Source organism: Phycicoccus sonneratiae (genome assembly GCF_016887965.1).
Taxonomy (GTDB): domain Bacteria; phylum Actinomycetota; class Actinomycetes; order Actinomycetales; family Dermatophilaceae; genus Phycicoccus; species Phycicoccus sonneratiae.
In genome coordinates this window covers 1-18,795 of sequence record NZ_JAFDVD010000024.1, presented here as the reverse complement: position 1 = coordinate 18,795, position 18,795 = coordinate 1, and the positions used below count along the sequence as shown (strand labels likewise).

The following is an 18,795-nucleotide window of genomic DNA, read 5'->3' as shown; positions in this document are numbered from 1 at the left end:
CACAGATCATTGCCGGTCTTGTGGATGAGCAGCACCCGTCCGCGGTCGTCGGTCACGACTGCAACCACCAACGGGCACCGCGCTGTGGGCGCGCGGCGCTCAGGATCATCGATGTTGTCGATCCTCCCCATGGAAACGACCATGGCGGTGCATGCGCTCGGCACTGCCGGGCATCGCCGTGGCCGAAGGCAGGCAGCCTTGATCAGGGTTGCGGGAAGGTCTCATGCACGGAGGACTAGCGCGTGGTGTCTCTCAAGATCTGGCGCTGGACGCGGGCTGGTCAACCTCGCTCGTTCGGTAGGCGCTTTGGCGGGCACTGTGGGAGCCTGCGGGGGTGTCAAAGAGCGCTAAGAACGCCAAGGGAAAGAGCGGGAGCTCGGGCAAAGTGCAGGCGAAGGCTAGTCCAGCCGCCGAAGCAAAGATGAGCACGAACTCCAAGATGGAGAAGTTTAAGGCTTGGTGGGAGAATCTGAGCTTCGTTGGCCGAATTCTATCTCTGATAGTTGTTGCTGTGTTGGGTCTCGGCCCAATCTCTGGGTGGGTACATAGTTGGTGGACACACCGCCAGCCCGGCTTTGATCAAAGGGCGGTGGACGCGATCACACTGGGAGGCACCCGCGACAGTCTTGAAAAGGCGCTGGACCGCGAGCCGGTATCGGTGATTCGGCGTGACATTGAAGCAGGCGGAACCACACTTCGTGACGAGTTGTACGTCCTCGACACACTGTACATTGAAGCATTTATCTCGGACAACGATGACGTAGTGGCGCTCACTTTTACCAGTCGAACAGATGATGAAATGACTGTTGGTCGACACTACGTCTACAACCCAGCAACGGGGAACGCAGAGAAGGATGTACCTTGGTTGATTCTGGGTAAGACCACTTTCGTAGAGGCCGAGCGATCCACTAACGGACTTCGGGCGATGGGAGGGGGCTGTGGGGCCCACATCCTCAACTACTATGAAGTGGCAGGCTTCCAAGGAGCATCCTTCAACAACTACGCGTTCGGCGTTACGACAGCAGGCAAGTTGAAGGAGGGTACAAAGATCTGCGACTACACTGAACTTATCGACTCGCAGCCACTTTCTGAATCGAATCGACGGGAAGAACTCGTCAGCCTACGTGACGTTTCGGACGATTTCTTGGACGGAACCCAACCGCTCAGGGCGCAAGAGAAGATCAACACGGCGACGATCTCGGTTCCCGGCGTGGAAATTGTGCAGGAGATGCTCGCCATTCACCCTGACACGGCAGGTGTTTCGTCGCCGTAGTGATCGGCGCTTACGCTCTCCCGTACCGCCTCGAGTGTGATCCCAGATGGTTGTCGAAGAGTCGGCCTCCGATGACGCGACGAAGATGGAGAACGGGCGAATGGTTGGCGGTGTCACCGTAGACGTGGTTGGCCAGAAGGTGGCCATCGAAGCGGAACGCGCATACCGGGCCAGCTCCCGAGTCGCTGCCCCGATGCTCTGCGCTCGAACAGCCAGGCGGCTTTGGCCTCAACCTTGGCTTGCAGTCCAACCGCTCTTCTCGAACGACCGTTACTTGCCGCTTCGTTCGGTTCATCGGCAGGGTTGGGCGACTCTGAACTGCTTAATGGTCAGTCCAGAGATTAGCGCGGGCCGGACAGTAGGCCGCGATCGCGTGGTCCATCAAGCTGCTAACCTGCTGGGCAGGGATCCCATCTGGATCGTTGGCGGTTCCGATCGAGTTGACCAGCGTCGCGTAGACCTCAACCCCGTCCATTCCATTGTCGAAGCCCTCGCAGACTCCTCGTCCAAACTCTACTAGCAGTTCGGCTTCCTCGTCTCCGAACCCCGACCACCCTGGGTCTTGGTGCATCTCCTCCAAGAATGCACCGTCGGCGTGTGACTTCAAGACAGCTGCACCTGCCCAACCAACGGCGACGACTAACAGACAGAGACCGCCAGCAACCAGCAACGCAATTCGAGTGCGGGATCGTGCTCTGTGCTGCGACTGTCCTGAGGTCCCTTCGGCCGTGGGATTCTGGGCGAGATCTGCTTGCGGCAGAATGGGCTGGTCGCTTGAGATTGGGTGGGTATGTTCGGTCCAGAGGGCCCCATCCCAGAAGCGCCACTGCCGCGGCTCACTCGGGTCGGCATGCCAACCCGCCGGAGGAACTGGTGGAACTGGCGGAGGCACTTCAGCCGACTCGTCCCGCGGATCCGTATGCGGCATGCCCGTCGGCTGCACCGGTTCCAGTTGTAAGGCGGAGCAGTACCTGGGGTGGATCGATCGTGCGGCCGCCTCGACAGGCTTGCTGCAGTGACGGCAGCGTCCGTCTGGAAGGTACTGAAGGGACCAGCCTTCAATGTTGTTCTGTGAGTTCATGCTTGTGACCTTCGATCAACAGGGGGCGCGAGTCCCCGCAAGGGTTTGTCGAATCTGCGTCCTGCTCTCGAGCACCGTGGCGCGTTCGCGAGTCCAGCCCGTCACAGATCAGGGCTCGGATCAGGGTTGAGTGGGGCCAAGTCTGCTGGCGCACAACGGGTACGCCACCGGCTGTGGCTTCGGCCAACGCGGTCGTGCGAGGACGTTTCTTTTGCCCCGGGTGGCCTAGGCGTGAGCTGAGTCAGCCGACGGTGGCAAAGGAGGGGTCGGGATAGTCGGCAGCCACCGCGACGCGCACAGTCCAGCTTGTGTCGGCGAAGTCAGCGCTGGCGAGATTGGCAGCGCCACTCAGGAACGTCACGACGAGCGAAACTTCATAGCCGCTAACCACCGCCTGTAGGACCTCGGCGTCCTCCGCCGAGAGCTCAACGTCGGATCCCGAGGCCTGAAGACGCGTTGCGAGATCAGCGGCATCGCCGAGCTCGATCCCGGAGATCAGGGCGAATCCGGCCATGAGAGCCACCGGCTCCGTGACCTCACCCGGGCAAATGCGGACACGCCGCCCGCTGTCGAGATCGTGGAAGACCATGACACCGCTTCCTCCGACGACATACTCGGCGAACACGGTGACGAAGCCGGGAAGTCCGGAGAAGCGCCGGCTCGAGCCGAAAGCGGCGGTCATGACGGTGTTGGACACGAAGATCTCCTTGCTCAGAACACGTCGATGGACTCGAGGGCGCTGAGCACAGAGTCGACCGTGAGGTTCAGGCTCATAGTGATCTTGTCCGGTTCGCTCAAGCATGAGCTGTCGGTCAGAATGAGCGTGAATGTCCCCCGGGAGCACGGACGGATCGGCGTCCAGCACCTCGAACTCAGACGATAGCTGCAAGTGTTGGTCGAGGTGGTGCGGATCGACGAAAGACGTTCCGGGCGGGTCCTTCCCGCGGTGTCGGGTACCGGCCGCGGCGACGCTGAGGATGAGGTCCAGCACGTGGGTCATCGCGGTCGCTTCCTTATTGACGCGAGCTCAGATTATGCGTGCCTCTGTGCTCCATCGGCCAACCTCAGCAAGGCGCGCCACGATTGACTGGAAGCGCTTGGATGCTGATGCGATCTGCCGCTGCTGGTCGAGATCCAAGGCGCCCGCTTCGTCGATTGGGACCGCGATGCTGAGCTCCTTGACGCGAGTGGCAAACAACTTGGCCTCGTAAAGGAATCCGCCCGCCGTGACCGCGCTCTGCAGGGCCGTCGCAATGTAATCCAGGTCGAACTCGCTCGCGTCGACGGGCTGCACCGCGATCACATCGTCGGTCAACAGACAGTGAGGAAGCGGACCGTGCAGGCGCTGCGAATGAAGGTCGGTGCTCAGCGGCCCTTCAGCGCATCGGTCGCCGCTTTGGTGAGCCGGCCCCGGTCCTTGACGTCCGGAAAGCCATTCTTGCGCAGCCAGTCACGGTCATCGGACGTCACGGTGGCGCGGCGAGAAGGGGTCGTTCGTGCGCGGGTGCTCGTCGCTTTGCGCGCGGCGTTGAGGTACGGCGCAAGAGCCCTCTCCATTGCAGCGCGGTTCTTCTTCGACAGGTCGATCTCGTAACTCGCACCGTCGAAGCCGAAAGCCACGGTCTGGATGTCCGCGCTCTCCTTGCCGTCGAGGTCGTCCGAGAGAATCGTGACCGTTCGCTGGGCCATGAGGTTCCTTTCCAGGAATTTCGTTCGTCGGAGTCAACCACAGCAAGTGTCGCTGACCACATCGCAAGCCGTCGCCGGGACCGTGACCTGGCGGGGCCGGTGCTCATGGCAGATGTTCCAGCCGAGGCGGCGGATGTGACGGCACGTAGCCACACGCATCGCCACATCGCGTGCTTTCTGGGATGGAGCGGATCGGCGGAACAGCAGTTGACCTGCGGCGATGGTGGGCCCCGTCGGATTCGAACCGACAACCTACAGATTAAAAGTCTGCAGCTCTGCCAATTGAGCTAGAGGCCCTCGGCGGCGCCGACCGGGGTGCTGCCCGGCCCGTCTCCGATGGGCCGAGGGTAGTCCGTCGCTTCCGAGGTGCCGGCCCCGGCCACGAACCCGACCGACCCCAGGGGCCGGAGCGGTACCGTGCGGCATCGCGGTGTGAGGGTGGGCAGAAAGTCGCGCGTGGGACTCAACCTCCGCCGCGGGTTCTGCGTTGAGGGGGTGTACACGACCGGTGGTGGAACGGGGGGACGCGTGACGAGCGAGCGCGACGAGGAGTTCGTGGAGTTCGTCCGCGCCGTCTCCCCCCGCCTCCTGAAGTCCGCGTGGTTCATCTGCGGCGACTCCGGGCAGGCCGAGGAGCTGGTCCAGGCCGCGCTGGAGCGGGTGTACCTCCGCTGGGGGCACCTGCGGGACACCTCCCCGCTGGCCTACACGCGCCGGGTCGTCCTCAACCTGCACCTGGACCAGCAGCGGCGCTCCGGCCGGGAGGTCGCGATGGCCACACCGCCCGAGCGCGGGAGCACGGACGTCGGCCCCGAGGACGGTGACTACGTCGTCGCCCTTCTGCGGGGGTTGCCGCTGCGCGAGCGCCAGGTGGTCGTCCTCCGCTACTACGTCGGACTGTCGGAGGCGGAGGCCGCCGACGCCCTCGACGTCAGCACGGGCACCGTCAAGTCCTGTGCCTCACGGGGTCTGGCCAAGCTCCGTGTCCTGCACCAGCGGGAGGAGAACCCCCATGTCCGATGAGCTGACCGACCTCCTCGAGCGAGTGATCGCGCCTCCGATGGCCCTCGATGCCGACGCCGTCCTCGCGGGCGGCCGACGTCGACGGCTGCGGCACCGCCTCCGGCGCGGGGGAGCCGCAGCACTCGTCGCGGCCGTCGCGGTGCCGGTGTTGACCGCCCCCTGGCCGCGCTCGGTGTTCGCGCCGAGCCCGGCCCGGACGGGCCAGACCGACTGCCGCTTGGCCGACCTCGCGCCCGGCGGGACGCCCCCGAACGCCGAGAACGGCGTCGACGTCGGTGGGACGCCGTGGCTCGACTCCGGACCTCCGACCGGCGACCGGTCCGTCCGCGTGCAGGTGCACACGGACACGTGCGAGGGGTTGGCGGTCGCCGTGTCCCGCGGAGGGGGCCGGACGGTGTCCGCCGCCGTCACGACCACCCCGCTGACCGGCCGGCCGGACGCCGCGTTCTGGGTGGGGGGCGTCGACGGCAGCCCGCTCGACCGCCTCGGCAACCCGACCCCGGTGACCGTGGACGTCGTCGTGCTCCTGCCCGAGGGGCAACGGGTCTGCGGCGTCACGCTCGAGGCCGACGCCGAGCCCGTCGAGCTCGCGAAGACCTCCACCGTCGCGGCCGGGGCAGGCTGGTCGGCCACGTTCGGGGTGGTCACCGGCGCGGCCGACCTCGCGGGCGCGACGCTGCGCATCTGCTCCGGCAAGCGCACGGTCGATGCCGCGCTGCCGCAGCTCGCGGCGGCCGCCGACACGGTGCCCGCCGTCCCGGTGCCGACGACCGCCACGGTCGACGAGGCCACCGGCACGATCGCCCTGCCCTACGACGCCTACTGGCCGACCCAGGCCGAGTCGGAGGACATCGTCTCGGCCGCCCGCGTCGCGATGATCCACTGCCAGCAGGCCAGGGGCGTGACCCCGGCCGACCCGCTGCGGCGCGTCATCCCCGACCCCCCGCCGCGTCGCTTTGGGGTCTGGCGGATGGCCGACGCGACGCGGTACGGATACCTCGAGTACACGTCCAGCGCGAAGGCTGCCGCGCTCGCCGACCGGTCGACGACCGACCCCCAGCTCGCCGCACGGCAGGCCGCCGCCGCGGCCGCGTGCGCGCGGGAGGACCCGGTGCTCCGGCAGCTGAACCGGCAGCCGGACGAGGGTGCCTGGTCGACCGAGATCCCGGCCGCCGAGACCCGCGCCGAGCAGTCGGCGCCCTACCGCCAGGCGATCGAGGACTGGGCGCGGTGCATGCAGGCGCGCGGGCTGACCACCGAGCCCGGGTCGTTGGTGCCGGCGGGCATCGACACCGGTGCACTCGACGAGGGACGCGTCGAGTCCGGCGACGTGGCCATTGCCGTCGCCGACGTCACGTGCAAGCAGCAGACCCACACCGTGCAGCGTCTGGCCGACCTCCTCGCCGCGGCGCAGGCGCCGCTCGTGGTCGAGTACCAAGGGCCCCTGCGCAAGCAGCGGGCGCTCGTCGACGCCGAGCTGGTCCTCGCCCGCCAGGTCCTCCGGGACGCGGGCCTGTAGGCGGGCCCGGGCGATCAGCCGTCGAGGAGCGCGTCGAGCGCGCGCTGGGCCTTCTGGGCCGCCTCGACCGCGGTGCGCTCGTCGCGGGTCGCGGTGTGCTGGCGGCGTCGAGCGTCCTCGTCGGCCGTGGTGGCCGTGGCCAGCCGCTCCTCGAGCTCCTCGACCCGGCGCCGGGCGGCAGCCAGCTCGGACTCCACCTCGTCGCGCTGCCGGCGGGCGGCGACCCCCACCTGGCGGGCGGACTCGGCAGCCTCACGCGCCTGCCGCAACCCGGTCTCCGCGGTCTCGACGCCGCGCCGCGCGGCGGCCACGGCCGCGGGGTCGGGCCCGTCGTCACCCTCCGACGTCGAGGTCCGGCGGGGTCGGGGCGCGGCGCCCTCGACGGCCACCGCGCGCGACAGGTCCACGGGGTCGAGGCCCGAGGCCGAGAAGGTGTCGACGAGCAGGCCCGACGTCAGTGCCGTCCCGGCGTCCGGGTCGACCATCGCCGAGCGCAGCGTCTCCTCGACGGCGGCGGCCACGGCGGCCGACACCGACCTCCCCGACGACTGCCCGATGGCCACCGCCTGCCCAGCGACGGCCCGCGTCAACGCCCGACGCTGCGTGTCGAGCGCTCGCAGCTCGGCCGCCGCCAGCGTCCCCTGGGCGGCTCGCAGCCGGGCACCGAGCTCGAGCACCTGCTCGACCTCCGCACCGTGCTCGCGCACGAGCCGGTTGAGCAGCCAGGCGCCGACCGACGGCTTGCGCAACGCCTTGACCGCCGCCGCGAGGTCCGTATCTCCCGACGACTTCGCCTCTGCCGCAGCGGTATTGCGCGCCGCGGTGAACTCCTCGGGCGGCAGCCCGTAGAGCTCGGAGGCGATGTCGGCGAGACCCATCCCCCGATCCTCGCAGGCGGGAGCGCCCGACGGGCCCACCGGCCGCGTCGGACCACCGCCTCAGTAGGTGATGTCGAAGAACGCCCGGTAGACGTGGTGGTCGGACTCGTACGTGTCGAGCACCAGTCCACTGACCCGTCCGCCGTGGGTCACGTTGCGCGAGATGAAGAGGTAGTCGTACTTCAGATCGGTGCCGATCGTGCGCTCACCGGTGCGGCAGACGGTGGCCCGGCAGGTGACGGACGGTCCGTGGGTGGAGAACCACTGCGGGTCGGTCTGCTCGGCCTCGTGGAAGTCGCCCGAGCCGCCGAACGTGCTGTCGCGCTTGAGGTAGTACATGCTGTCCATCGCGTTGAAGTTCGGCTGGGCGTTGAAGTCGCCGCCGACGGTCACCGCCTGCCCCTGCGTCCAGATGCGGTCGTGCAGCAGGGCACGGATGCGGGCGGTCTGCCGCTCACGCGCTGCATGGTCCTCGGGCTCCCGGTGCGCGCGCAGGTGCGTCACGCACGCGCGGAGGCTGTCATCGGCCCGGGTTCCGATCTTCACGTCGGCGCACAGGAGCTTGAACTGCTTGACCCGGTTCGGGTCGTCGGCGTCGGCGTCGCCGAGGTTGTCGTTCGACACGTTGCTCAGGTGGTGCGGGGAGGCGAGCAGCTGGCCCTGGCGGAGGTTCGGGTTGGTGCTCTTGTTCCCACAGCTGGCCTGGACCTCGACCATGACCGAGAAGTAGACCGTCCACCCCGGGTGCTTCTTGACGAACTCGTCGCGCTGGTTGGCACACACCTCGGTGAGCATGACGACGTCGGGGTCGAACGCGGTGATCTGCGCGTTGACGCCGGCGAGGGCCTCGGGCGCCCCACCGAAGCCCGGCCCGCCCTCGATGTTGTGCTCGACCACCTTGAGCCGGTACGCCTCCGGAGCGGTGGCGGCGGCCTGCGCCGGGAGTGCCGGAGCGCCGGCGACGGCGGCGGCCAGCGCCACCCCCGGCGCCAGCCGTGCAGCAATCGTCCTGAGCCCCATGGGAATCCCCCTTCGTCTCGGCGCCCCCACGCAGGGCGCTCGACGCCGATCCTGAGCCCGGGGGTCCGCGCGCCGCAAGCGCACTGCGAGAACTCGCAAAGCCGTCGACGACCGACGGTGCGCGCCGTCGCGCACGAATCGGGGATGAACCCGTCGGAGGTCCGGCCTACTGTGGCGGCATGCCGAGAACCGACACCCCCGCCGCCTGGGACGAGCGCACGACGCTCCTCACGATGCTCCAATACACCCGTGACACCGCCGCTGAGAAGTGCCGCGACCTCGCCGACGGACGCTCTGCCGAGGCGCCGCTCGGCACCTCACCGCTCATGAGCATCGGCGGGGTGGTCAACCACATGCGCTGGGTCGAGCACTCGTGGGTCGAGAACCGGTTCGTCGGCGGCCCCGACCGCGGGCCGTGGACCGACGAGTCGCCCGACCAGGAGTTCGTCGACGGTGCCACCCTGCCGCTCGCCGAGGTCCTCGCCGGTTACGAGGAGCAGGCGCGGGTCACCGACGCGATCATCGCCGACCTCGACCTCGACGACCGTGCGGTGACGCCGTTCCGCACCGGCGAGCACCCGACGCTGCGCTGGGTGCTGCTCCACCTCATCGAGGAGAACGCCCGCCACAACGGCCACCTCGACCTCCTGCGCGAGATGGCCGACGGCGTCACCGGGGACTGACCCCCGGGCGACGCCGCCGGCCGTCACGCCCGGTCGATGCTCAGGTGTCCTCCTTGCGGAAGGTCGAGGTGCCCCACCACATCGCGACGACGAACAGTCCCACCGCCCACAGGGTGCCGTAGAGCACCTTGTCGTTGCCGAACTCGCCGAGGAAGGTCGAGCGGACGGCATCGGTGACCCACTTGATCGGCATGAAGTCGCTGGCGGTCTGCAGCCACTGCTTGCCGAGGGTCATCGGCAGGAGGATGCCCGAGAGCAGCAGCACGGGCATCATCACGACGTTGATGACCGGCGCCATGACGTCCTCGCTCTTCGTGGTCAGCGCAAGCGCGTTCGAGGCCGCGGCGCAGGCGCCACCGACGAGCAGGGTGATGACGACGCCCATCGCCGCGCCACCGCCGGCCGCGTCCATCCCGAGGGCGTAGCCGAGCCCGATGAGGACACCGGCCTGGACGAGCAGCTGGAGCTCGTCGCGCATCAGGCGCCCCGTGAGCAGCGCGACGCGGCTGGCCGGCGTGACCCGCTCGGCCTCGACGACGCCGTCGCGCCACTCCGAGATCAGCCCGAAGCCGGCGAAGAAGGCCCCGAAGAGGCTCAGCTGCACGAGCATCCCGGGCACGAAGAACGTCCAGTGGTTGGCGTACCCGAACTGCTTGGCGATGGGCTCGAGGAGCGGACCGAAGAGGAAGAGGTAGAGCACCGGCTGCATGAGCCCGATGAGCACCCACGCGGGGTTGCGCAGGTTCATCCGCAGCTGCCGGCGGAAGACGATGAAGGACTGGCGGAGGAAGGTCATGCGGGGACTCCTGCCTCGACGGGATCGGGTGTGGCGGGACCGGACTCGGCGTCGCGCAGCGAGCGGCCGGTGAGGGTGAGGAAGACGTCGTCGAGCGTCGGGCGCTTGACCTCGATGGACGCGAGCTCGAGGCCGGCCCCGCTGAGGTCGGCCATCAGGCCGGGGACGACCTTGGCCGCCCGCGGCACCCGACCCCGGGCGTGCGAGCCGTCGACCTCGACGCTCTCGGCGACGGCCTCGAGCCGGGCGGCCGCCTCGCCGACGCGGGAGGCGTCGCTGACCTCGAGGTCGACGAGGTCGCCGGCGACCTGGGCCTTGAGGTTGTCGCTCGTGTCGGCGGCGACGATGCGGCCATGGTCGATGATGACGATGCGGTCGGAGAGGGCGTCGGCCTCGTCGAGGTAGTGCGTCGTGAGGAAGACGGTCGCCCCGCGCTCGGTGCGCAGCCCGGCGATGTGCTCCCAGAGGTTGGCCCGGGCCTGGGGGTCGAGCCCGGTGGTCGGTTCGTCGAGGAAGACGAGAGTGGGGTCGTGGACCAGGCCCATCGCGATGTCGAGCCGGCGGCGCTGGCCCCCGGACATCGACTTCGGCTGGCGGGTCCAGAGCCCCGGGAGGTCGAGCTGGTCGAAGAGCTCCTTGCCCCGCCGGGTCGCTTCGGCCTGCGAGAGGCCGTAGAGCATCCCGTGGTCGACGACCTCGTCACCGGCCCGGGCGAAACTGCCGGTCGAGCCGCTCTGCGACACGTAGCCGATGTTGCGGCGCACCTGCGCCGACTCGCGGACGACGTCGAAGCCGGCGACCGTGGCGGTGCCCTGGGTCGGCCGGAGCAGCGTCGTGAGCATCCGCAGCGTCGTCGTCTTGCCGGCGCCGTTGGGGCCGAGGAAGCCGACGACCTCGCCCTCGGCGACGTCGAGGTCGACCCCGTCGACGGCCCGGACCTCCTTCTTCTGGCGGCCCTCCCGGGTCGTGAAGGTCTGCACGAGCCCTCGTGCGTGGATCATGGTGGTCCTCCTGGGTGGTCAAGCTTGAACACCGATCAGTGTTCAACATTGAACAAGAGGCGTCAAGCGGGATGGAGCGGCGCCTCCGGACAGGATGGACCGGCCCACCGACAGGAACTCATCGGTCGGGGCGGGGGCAAGGGTCGCGGCCGGGTCAGCCGCGGGCGGCGATCATCTCGACGTAGCGCGCGCGGTCGCGGGCCATCTCCCACCCCGGGTCGTCGGCACGGGGGGCCCAGGTCGGCTCCTCGCCGAGCAGGTCGAGCTCACCGGCGCGCACGCGGCGCAGCGTCGTGACGATCCACTCACGCTCGGTCTGTGCCAACCCCATCCAGAGGTCGGCCATCGCGCGCACGTGCGGCGGCGAGTGCTCCATCGATCCCTGCGTCTCGACCTGGCGCAGCACACCGACGTCGAGGGCGGAGAGCCGGGCGGCGAGGGCGTCGGCCACCTCCTCGCGCGGCACGAGGGCCATGAGCGCGATCGCCGTGTGGAACCCCAGCGGGGAGAGCAGGTCGACGGTCTCGACCGCCTCGCGCCACATCCGCCCGAAGGCCTCGCGCCCGGTCGGCGTCGTCGTGTAGACCGCCACGGGGCGCGTGCCGTCGACGAGGTCGTGCCGCTCGAGCTCGCCGCGGCGGGCGAGGGTGGTCAGTCCCGAGTAGATCGAGCCCGGGTTGACGTGTGCCCACTCCTCGACGTTCCACGACACCAGCTCGCGACGGATCTGGTAGCCGTTGACCGGCTCGAAGATCATCACCGAGCCGAGGAGGAGCAGACGCGTCTCGGTGGCCGCCATGTCGGCAGTGTAGGAGCCGGACCCCCGAAGTCCCCCGGGGTCAGGCGCAGTCGCGGCAGATGCTCGTGCCGGGCTTGGACTCCTGCGAGCGGTGGACCAGCAGGAAGCAGCTGATGCAGGAGAACTCGTCGGCCTGGCGGGGCACGACGTGCACCTCGAGCGAGAGGTTGGACAGGTCGGCGCCGGGCAGGGTGTGCCCGTCGACGGCCTCGGTGTCCTCCTCGAGGAGGTCGGTCGTCGCGCGGGCGCGGGAGGCGCCGAGCTCGACGAGGTTGTCGGGCTTGTCCTCCTCGCCCTCGCGGACCCGAGGAGCGTCGTAGTCGGTGGCCATGGGTGGCCCTCCCATCAGAGTCGGGGTCGGCGTCGCCGGTGGACCGGGGTGCCGAGGGGTCGAGGTGAGCTGAGCTGGTCGGTGGGACGTCCTCGCCGTGGCGGTGGTCGTCGTGACCGCACAACGGTGGGCCGGGCCCGGGTGTTCCCGACGGCCCCCGACGGGCGGGCGCTCACCGGGTCAGCCCGAGGGCCAGGGCGACGAGGACGGCCGCCACGACCCCGGTGGCGGGGACCCAGGCCCAGTGGACCCGGGGCGCGGCGGGTCGCGGTTGGCGCGGCACTCGACGTCGTCCGAGACGCCGGGACAGGGCCTCCGGGACGTCCGGGGTGGGCGTCGGGTCGGTGACCGGCGTCCCGTGCGCCTCGACGCGCGCCGCGCTGCCGACGACCTCGACCGCGACCCGGCCGGCCTCGCCGAGGTCGGACTCCGGGAGCCCCAGTCGCTCGCCGAGCTCGCGGGCGCTCGCCGGGCGGGCGTCGGGCCGCTTCTCGAGGCACTGCTCGACGAGCGCGCGCAGGCTGCCGCCCACGTGCGGCGGCAGGGCGGGAGGCGGGTCGTTGACCTGCGCCAGCGCCGTGGCCACCGGCGTGTTGCGGTCGAAGGGTCGCCGGCCGGTGAGCATCTCGTGCGCGACGACACCGAGGGCGTAGAGGTCGCTCGCGCCGGTGGCCGGCTCGCCGAGCGCCTGCTCCGGGGAGAGGTAGTGCGGCGTGCCGACGATCTCGCCGGTCTGCGTGTGGCCGCTGCCGTCGACCGCGCGGGCGATGCCGAAGTCGGTGAGCTTCACCGTGCCGTCGGCGGTGACGAGGATGTTGGCCGGCTTGACGTCGCGGTGGACGACCCCGGCCTCGTGGGCGGCGCCGAGCGCGAGCGCGGCCTGGGCGAGCACCGCGCGCACCCGCTCGACCGGGAGGGGACCCTCGCGGCGCACGAGCTCGGAGAGCGGCTCGCCCTCGACGAGCTCCATGACGAGGAACGCGAGCGAGTCCTCCTCGCCGTAGTCGAAGAGCGCCGCGATGTTCGGGTGGCTGAGGGCGGCGGCGTAGAGGGCCTCGTCGCGGAAGCGCCGCACGAAGACCGGCTCGCCGTCGGTGCTGGGCCGCAGCACCTTGACCGCGACCGTCCGGTCGAGCACCGTGTCCTCGGCCCGCCAGACGTCGCCCATGCCCCCGGAGGCGATGCGGGCGCCCAGGCGGTAGCGGTGACCGAGGAGATACTCGGGCTGGAGCCGGTTCACCGGACGGGGCCTGTGTGCACGTCGAGGATCGTAGCGCCCCGGAAGGCCTCTCCGACCTGCGATGTTCAGGGTTTGTCGAAGCGCCCCGCCGAGCCCGCCGGTCAGCGGTCGTGGCGGCCGGCGCGGGCCGTCTCGGAGGGCAGCGGCTCGAGGGTCGCGCCGGCGCCGCCGTCGGCCCCGCGGGCATCCGGCGCTCCCGCGCGGCGGCGGATGCGCCGACCCTCGCGCACCCGCTCGTCGTACTTCCCCCGCGCCTTGTCGGCGCCCGAGGAGTCCTTGAGCGGCAGCTGCACCGAGCGCTCGGCCTTGATGCCCGACTCCAGCTCGCGGACCCGCTCGAGCTCGGCGTCGACCTCGGCGCCGAAGAGCAGCGCGAGGTTCGTGATCCACAGCCACAGGAGGAAGACGACGATGCCGGCCAGCGAACCGTAGGTCTTGGCGTACGACCCGAAGGTCGTGACGTAGAACCCGAAGCCCACCGACGCCAGCACCCAGGCCACGATGGCCACCCCCGCCCCGACCGACACCCAGCGGAAGCGGGGCTGGCGGACGTTCGGGGTCCAGTAGTAGAGGACGGCGACCATGACGACGACGACGCCGAGCATCACCGGCCACTTCGCGACGTCGAAGACCGTGACGGTGGCGTCCTCGAGGCCGATGCGGCTGCCGACGACCTTGGCCAGCGGCCCGCTGACCACGAGCCCGACGAGCACGATCGCGGCCATGAGGACGAGCCCGAGGGTGATGAGCACCTGCTGTGGGCGCAGCTTCCAGACCGGGCGCCCCTCGGGGACCTGGTAGACGCGGTTCATCGCCCGCCCGAAGGCGCCCACGTAGCCGGAGGCCGAGAAGAGGGCGGTGGCGATGCCGAGCACGAGGGCGAAACCGGCGCCGCTCGCGCCGACCATCGCCCGCACGGGCTCCTCGAGCTGAGCGGCGGCGTCGGTCTGCCCGAGCTGGCGGACGACGTCGAGGAGGGCCTGGGTCGTGGACTCGCCCTGCCCGAAGACGCCGAGCAGGGAGACGAGCGCGAGGATCGCGGGGAAAACGGCGAGCACGGAGTAGTAGGTCAGGGCCGCGGCGAGGTCGGTGCACTGGTCGCGTTGGAACTCGGAGAAGGCCGAGGTCGCCGTCGTGCGCCACCCGCGGGGGCTGACGTCGGTGGGCGAGTCGGCCGTGGCGCCGTGGTCGGCGGGTGGTGCGGTGCGCTCGCGCGCTGCTCCTTGCGTCGCCATCGTCGTCCTCACGCCGTCGGTGGCGCACGCGGGCGCCGGGTCCCTCCCAACCTAACGGGGCAGGGCGGGGTCCGTGCACGTCAGGGACGGTGTGGTCGCCGTCCCCGGACCGCGGGCGGGACCGGGGTGACAGACTCGGGGGATGAGTGAGGAGGGACGCCGGCCGCTGCCGCGCCGCCCCGTGCACTTCGGGCCCGATGCGCTCGAGGCGCACGGTGGGATGCTGCCCGGCCCCGCCGAGACCACCGAGGTCGCGCACCAGACGGCGGCGATCCTCGTCGGGACGGGCCGCTCGGCGCACGACCCCGCGGTGACGACCCGCCTCGTCTCGCTCGTCGACGACCTGGGGCTGTCCACCGTCGCCGACCTCTGGGCCTCGCGCCCGGCCCGCTCGCTGCCCGGCGCCCTGTGGCGGCTCTACGCGCTGCGCGAGTGGGTGCGCCGCAGCCCCGAGCAGGCCAGCCGCGAGTACGCCGCCGGCATCCGCTTCACCGACGTCGCCCACGCCGTGGCCGGCATCGCCGAGCCCCCGCAGCCCGAGGAGCTGCAGCGGGTCGCCGACCAGATCCTCGCCGGCGTCTTCGCGGGTGACCTCGCGGTGGCCCTCGAGCGGGCCGCCGCGTTCTGCGCCGTCATCGCGGCCGGGCGGGCCGAGCTCGCCCACGACAGCGACCGGCTCGACCCCGGTGGCGCCAGCGAGCTGACCCGCACCGGGTCGGCCCTGCTCGCGACCGGCGAGGACCTGCGCGCCTGCGCGAACCTCTGGCGGGCCGGCGACCTCGACTGAGGGTTCGGGCGTGGTGACGGCCCCGGCCGGCTGACCTGCGACGACGCGTCCGGGGTGGGAGAACATCGGGCATCGGGAACACCGTCGGGCGACCGACGCGTTAGGGTCTCTCGTGGGTGCCGGACCGCGGCAGCCCCGGGTCCCAACATCAGCCGCTCCGAGCGGCCACGCGCCGTGAGGCGCTCCCGGTCCGGCACCCGCCACCCCCCTCGCGCGTTGTCCGGGCATGGACCCAAAGTCGCCCGTCGAGCACTGTCGGCGCGCCCGCCCGACGCTCTACGGTGGGGCGATGACCGGTGACCCCTCACTCACCGACGACGCGCTGCAGGACGAGATCGACCTCGTCGGTGCGCTCGTCCTCGAGGCGTCGGCGAGCACCGGTCCGATGAGCCAGGAGCGCATCGACGAGATCCTCGGCGTCGACGGCGAGGGGTCCGATGACGAGGGGTCGGACGGCGAGGGGTCGGACGCCGACGGCGGCGGGCCGGAGGGCTCCGGGCCGGGCTGAGCGGGGGTGGTTCGGGGGTCCGCTGCGTGGGGGGCCCGTCGTGGCCCTAGCCTGTACCCAGCACCAGGCCGTTCCCCGGGAGACGCACATCGTGGGCTTTCGCCTCACCCCCCAGGACCCCACCTTCTACGAGCTGTTCGCCGCGTCGGCGCGCCAGCTGGTGGAGGGCGCGGGTGAGCTCACCGCGCTCCTCGGCGCCGACGGCGACGAGCGCGAGGTCATCCTCGGGCGGATGCACGAGATCGAGGCCGCGGCCGACGAGGCGACGCACGCGATCATCCGCAAGGTCGGCGGGTCGTTCGTCACGCCCTTCGACCGGGCCGACATCCACGCCCTCGCCGTCGCGCTCGACCAGTGCGTCGACCTCATGGAGGCCGCGGTCGACCTCATCGTGCTCTACCAGGTCGACGAGGTGCTGCCGCGGGTCGCCAAGCAGGTCGAGGTCATCGCGCGGATGGCCGACCTCACGCACGACGCGATGCCGCAGCTGCGCTCGATGAAGGAGATGGGCGCGTACTGGGTCGAGATCAACCGGCTCGAGAACCGCGCGAACAAGCAGTACCGCCGGATGCTCGCCGACCTCTTCACCGCGAAGAAGGCCGACGCCATCACGGTGATGAAGCACAAGGACATCATCGACGCGCTCGAGGCGACGGCCAACGGCTTCGAGCACGTCGCGCGCACCGTCGAGGCCATCGCCGTCCGGGAGTCCTGACCGGCCGTGGACTGGTGGCCCGCCGCCCTCGTCGTCGTCCTCGCGATGGGGTTCACGTACACCAACGGCTTCCACGACGCGGCGAACGCCATCGCGACCTCGGTCTCGACGCGGGCGCTGACGCCCCGCATCGCGCTCGGCCTGGCCGCCGTGATGAACCTGCTCGGCGGGTTCGTCGGCGTGCGGGTGGCCGAGACCATCGGCGGCGACATCGTGTCGGTGCCGGTGGGGTCGGCGGGCATCCTCCTGTGCATCGGGGCCCTCGTCGGGGCGACCGGGTGGAACCTGCTGACCTGGTGGCGCGGGCTGCCGTCGTCGTCGACGCACGCGCTGATCGGCGGGCTCGGGGGAGCGGCGCTCGCTGCCGGGGCGACTGTCAAGTGGGACACCGTGATCGACAAGGTCGCGGTCCCGATGGTGCTGTCGCCGGTCGTCGGGCTGGTCGGCGGGTTCGCCGTGATGACGCTCATCCTCTGGCTGTTCCGGCGGGCGCGGCCCGGCCCGGCGGTGCGCGGGTTCCGGTACGCGCAGACGGTGTCCGCGGCGGCCATGGCCTTCGGGCACGGGATGCAGGACGCGTCGAAGACGGCCGGCGTCGTGACGCTGGCGCTCGTCGCCGGCGGGCACCGGTCGGCGACGGACGGGTCGATCCCGTGGTGGGTCATCGCGCTGTCGGCCGTCGTGCTGTCGGCGGGGACGTACGCCGGCGGGTGGCGCATCATGCGGACGCTCGGGCGCGGCATCATCCACCTCGACCCGCCGCAGGGGTTCGCGGCCGAGGCGACGGCGGCGTCGGTGCTCTGGGTCGCGACGATGACGGGCGCGCCGATCTCGACGACGCACGCCATCACCGCGGCGATCACCGGGGTGGGGTCGACCCGGTCGGCCAAGGCGGTGCGCTGGGGCGTGGCCCGCTCGATCGTCGTCGCGTGGGTGCTGACCTTCCCCGGCGCGGGCCTCGCCGCCGCCCTCGTCTACGTCGTCCTCTCCCCCTTGGTCTGACCCCACCCCCGCCCCACCCGACTTCTTGCGAGTTGTGCCGCTCGACGCGCCGATGTGAGCCCGGGAAAGCGGTCGAACTCGCAATCAGTGGGCGGTAACCGACAGCACGAGCACCGGAAGACCGCGCGGTGCGAGGACGCCGCCGCCGCCGCGACCGCACGGTGCCAGCGTGCGACGACCGTACGGGGTGAGGACGCGCGCTCCTGCGAGGTCCAGCGCACGACCTGGAGGCCGAGGCCGCGAAGGGACTCGGCACGGTCGTGCGAGCGCAGCAGCCTCCGGGCGACGTCGGCCGGCACGTCCCCGAGACCGAGCTCGGGGGCGCCGAGGAACTTCCCGCGTCCGTCGGCCTCCCCGACGACGCCGAGGGAGGCCCACGCCACGTCCACCCGCGCGAGCCACTCACCGTCCGGCGAGAACACGTCGACCTGAGGGACGCCGAGGGGCACACCCCAGCTGTGGAAGGTCACCGCGGAGGCCGACTCGAGCCAGCTCTCGCGCCGGGGGTCTGCGTGGGCGAAGACAACGTCGGCGCGGGTCACGCCGGGCCAGCGACGCTGGCCACGACGCACCCGGACGAGGTCGTCCGCGGTGCACCTGCCGGCCCGGAGGGCGGCATCCGCGATGGCGACCGCCTCGGGGAGCCGGAGGGAGCGCGCGCAGTCGACGACCGTGCGCGGGATCGTCGTCACGTCGATGTCCGCCAGCGTGGTGCGCTCGTCGCCGGGGAGCTCGCCGCGCCGCAGGTCGAGCCACTCGTGCCCGCTGGTGGTGGAGTCGTCGTCGACGGTGAGGACGGCCTGCGGGAGCCGGCGACCGGGCAGGGGGAGGCCGTGGAGGCGCGCGGCGCTGACGTGGCTCGTCACGTACCCGGGGTGCGCCCGGTGCGCAGCGTGGACCAGGCCGAGGTGCTGGTCCCACGGAGGAGTGGCGTGCCAGGTGTCCGTCACCGCGTACAGGCCCCGGTGCAGCCGCGTGAGCACCTCGCGCTCGACCTCGCGGGTGACCTGGTGACGTGACAGGTGAGCCTGCGCGGCGTCGTCGAGGAAGAACGGTTGGGGCAGCGCCAGGAGCCGGGGAAGCAGCAACATCCGACTGATGCTCCGGGCGCCACCGCGTCCCGGACAGGCCCGGACGAGCATCTGTGGACGGCGGCCCACCTCGGGAGCGCCTGTGGATTCGCGTCGACCTCCCACTCATTGCGAGTTCCGCCGC

Annotated in this window: 21 protein-coding genes and 1 tRNA gene; 8 read left to right on the top strand and 14 right to left on the bottom strand. The window is 70.8% G+C overall.

What is annotated here, in order from left to right:
* The first annotated feature begins 334 nt into the window (after positions 1-334).
* On the top strand, positions 335-1,273 hold the full coding sequence (locus tag JQN70_RS18135) for a hypothetical protein (protein WP_204132792.1): 939 nt from the start codon (positions 335-337) through the stop codon (positions 1,271-1,273).
* Between the two features lie 322 nt (positions 1,274-1,595).
* Here the strand turns inward: JQN70_RS18135 and JQN70_RS21175 are convergent, their stop codons facing one another.
* The 5 genes from JQN70_RS21175 to JQN70_RS18110 form a co-directional block, all read right to left on the bottom strand.
* On the bottom strand, positions 1,596-2,201 hold the full coding sequence (locus JQN70_RS21175) for a DUF732 domain-containing protein (RefSeq protein WP_350339812.1): 606 nt from the start codon (positions 2,199-2,201) through the stop codon (positions 1,596-1,598).
* A 394-nt stretch (positions 2,202-2,595) separates the two neighbouring features.
* Positions 2,596-3,051, bottom strand: a complete 456-nt coding sequence (locus JQN70_RS18125) for a hypothetical protein (protein WP_204132790.1) — start codon at positions 3,049-3,051, stop codon at positions 2,596-2,598.
* Between the two features lie 330 nt (positions 3,052-3,381).
* Positions 3,382-3,648: a hypothetical protein gene (locus JQN70_RS18120; RefSeq protein WP_204132789.1), complete on the bottom strand. Its 267-nt coding sequence runs from the start codon at positions 3,646-3,648 to the stop codon at positions 3,382-3,384.
* A gap of 71 nt (positions 3,649-3,719) precedes the next feature.
* A complete protein-coding gene (locus JQN70_RS18115) occupies positions 3,720-4,043 on the bottom strand; it encodes a histone-like nucleoid-structuring protein Lsr2 (protein WP_204132788.1) in 324 nt (107 codons plus the stop codon).
* Positions 4,044-4,264: 221 nt separating this feature from the next.
* A tRNA-Lys gene (locus JQN70_RS18110) sits at positions 4,265-4,340 on the bottom strand.
* A gap of 231 nt (positions 4,341-4,571) precedes the next feature.
* On the opposite strand from JQN70_RS18110, the gene JQN70_RS18105 reads away from it, so the two are divergent.
* Together JQN70_RS18105 and JQN70_RS18100 are read left to right on the top strand one after the other, a co-directional pair.
* On the top strand, positions 4,572-5,066 hold the full coding sequence (locus JQN70_RS18105) for a SigE family RNA polymerase sigma factor (RefSeq protein ID WP_204132787.1): 495 nt from the start codon (positions 4,572-4,574) through the stop codon (positions 5,064-5,066).
* Positions 5,056-6,585, top strand: coding sequence for a hypothetical protein (locus JQN70_RS18100; protein WP_204132786.1), 1,530 nt, complete (start codon positions 5,056-5,058; stop codon positions 6,583-6,585). The genes JQN70_RS18105 and JQN70_RS18100 overlap by 11 nt, the downstream gene beginning before the upstream one ends.
* Positions 6,586-6,599: 14 nt before the next feature.
* Here JQN70_RS18100 and JQN70_RS18095 read toward each other — a convergent pair whose 3' ends face one another.
* Both JQN70_RS18095 and JQN70_RS18090 read right to left on the bottom strand, forming a co-directional pair.
* The gene (locus JQN70_RS18095) at positions 6,600-7,463 is read right to left on the bottom strand and encodes a hypothetical protein (protein ID WP_204132785.1); all 864 of its coding nucleotides are present in this window, start codon (positions 7,461-7,463) and stop codon (positions 6,600-6,602) included.
* 60 nt (positions 7,464-7,523) lie between these two features.
* Positions 7,524-8,483 (bottom strand): endonuclease/exonuclease/phosphatase family protein, encoded by a 960-nt coding sequence (locus JQN70_RS18090; protein ID WP_204132784.1) that lies wholly within the window; start codon positions 8,481-8,483, stop codon positions 7,524-7,526.
* Positions 8,484-8,662: 179 nt separating this feature from the next.
* Between JQN70_RS18090 and JQN70_RS18085 the strand changes: the two genes are divergently transcribed.
* On the top strand, positions 8,663-9,166 hold the full coding sequence (locus JQN70_RS18085) for a DinB family protein (RefSeq protein ID WP_204132783.1): 504 nt from the start codon (positions 8,663-8,665) through the stop codon (positions 9,164-9,166).
* A gap of 40 nt (positions 9,167-9,206) precedes the next feature.
* Here JQN70_RS18085 and JQN70_RS18080 read toward each other — a convergent pair whose 3' ends face one another.
* The 6 genes from JQN70_RS18080 to JQN70_RS18055 all read right to left on the bottom strand — a co-directional run bounded on the left by JQN70_RS18080 (position 9,207) and on the right by JQN70_RS18055 (position 14,568).
* A complete protein-coding gene (locus JQN70_RS18080) occupies positions 9,207-9,962 on the bottom strand; it encodes an ABC transporter permease (protein WP_204132782.1) in 756 nt (251 codons plus the stop codon).
* Positions 9,959-10,963, bottom strand: coding sequence for an ATP-binding cassette domain-containing protein (locus JQN70_RS18075; protein WP_204132781.1), 1,005 nt, complete (start codon positions 10,961-10,963; stop codon positions 9,959-9,961). The genes JQN70_RS18080 and JQN70_RS18075 overlap by 4 nt, the downstream gene beginning before the upstream one ends.
* A gap of 154 nt (positions 10,964-11,117) precedes the next feature.
* Complete coding sequence (locus tag JQN70_RS18070; RefSeq protein WP_204132780.1) at positions 11,118-11,762, bottom strand: PadR family transcriptional regulator; 645 nt, start codon at positions 11,760-11,762, stop codon at positions 11,118-11,120.
* Positions 11,763-11,802: 40 nt separating this feature from the next.
* Entirely contained in the window at positions 11,803-12,093 is a 291-nt protein-coding gene (locus tag JQN70_RS18065) for a DUF4193 family protein (RefSeq protein WP_204132779.1), read from the bottom strand.
* 172 nt (positions 12,094-12,265) lie between these two features.
* Positions 12,266-13,333, bottom strand: coding sequence for a serine/threonine-protein kinase (locus JQN70_RS18060; RefSeq protein ID WP_307836072.1), 1,068 nt, complete (start codon positions 13,331-13,333; stop codon positions 12,266-12,268).
* A gap of 101 nt (positions 13,334-13,434) precedes the next feature.
* Positions 13,435-14,568, bottom strand: a complete 1,134-nt coding sequence (locus tag JQN70_RS18055) for a YihY/virulence factor BrkB family protein (RefSeq protein WP_204132778.1) — start codon at positions 14,566-14,568, stop codon at positions 13,435-13,437.
* A gap of 142 nt (positions 14,569-14,710) precedes the next feature.
* On the opposite strand from JQN70_RS18055, the gene JQN70_RS18050 reads away from it, so the two are divergent.
* From JQN70_RS18050 to JQN70_RS18035, 4 genes are all read left to right on the top strand, one after another.
* Positions 14,711-15,355: a hypothetical protein gene (locus JQN70_RS18050; protein WP_204132777.1), complete on the top strand. Its 645-nt coding sequence runs from the start codon at positions 14,711-14,713 to the stop codon at positions 15,353-15,355.
* Between the two features lie 289 nt (positions 15,356-15,644).
* The gene (locus tag JQN70_RS18045) at positions 15,645-15,863 is read left to right on the top strand and encodes a hypothetical protein (RefSeq protein ID WP_204132776.1); all 219 of its coding nucleotides are present in this window, start codon (positions 15,645-15,647) and stop codon (positions 15,861-15,863) included.
* 91 nt (positions 15,864-15,954) lie between these two features.
* Complete coding sequence (locus JQN70_RS18040; protein ID WP_204132775.1) at positions 15,955-16,578, top strand: DUF47 domain-containing protein; 624 nt, start codon at positions 15,955-15,957, stop codon at positions 16,576-16,578.
* A 45-nt stretch (positions 16,579-16,623) separates the two neighbouring features.
* Entirely contained in the window at positions 16,624-17,580 is a 957-nt protein-coding gene (locus JQN70_RS18035) for an inorganic phosphate transporter (RefSeq protein WP_204132865.1), read from the top strand.
* Here JQN70_RS18035 and JQN70_RS18030 read toward each other — a convergent pair.
* Positions 17,553-18,671, bottom strand: coding sequence for a type IV toxin-antitoxin system AbiEi family antitoxin domain-containing protein (locus JQN70_RS18030; protein WP_204132774.1), 1,119 nt, complete (start codon positions 18,669-18,671; stop codon positions 17,553-17,555). The two genes, JQN70_RS18035 and JQN70_RS18030, sit on opposite strands and share 28 nt — an antisense overlap.
* Between the last annotated feature and the right edge of the window lie 124 nt (positions 18,672-18,795).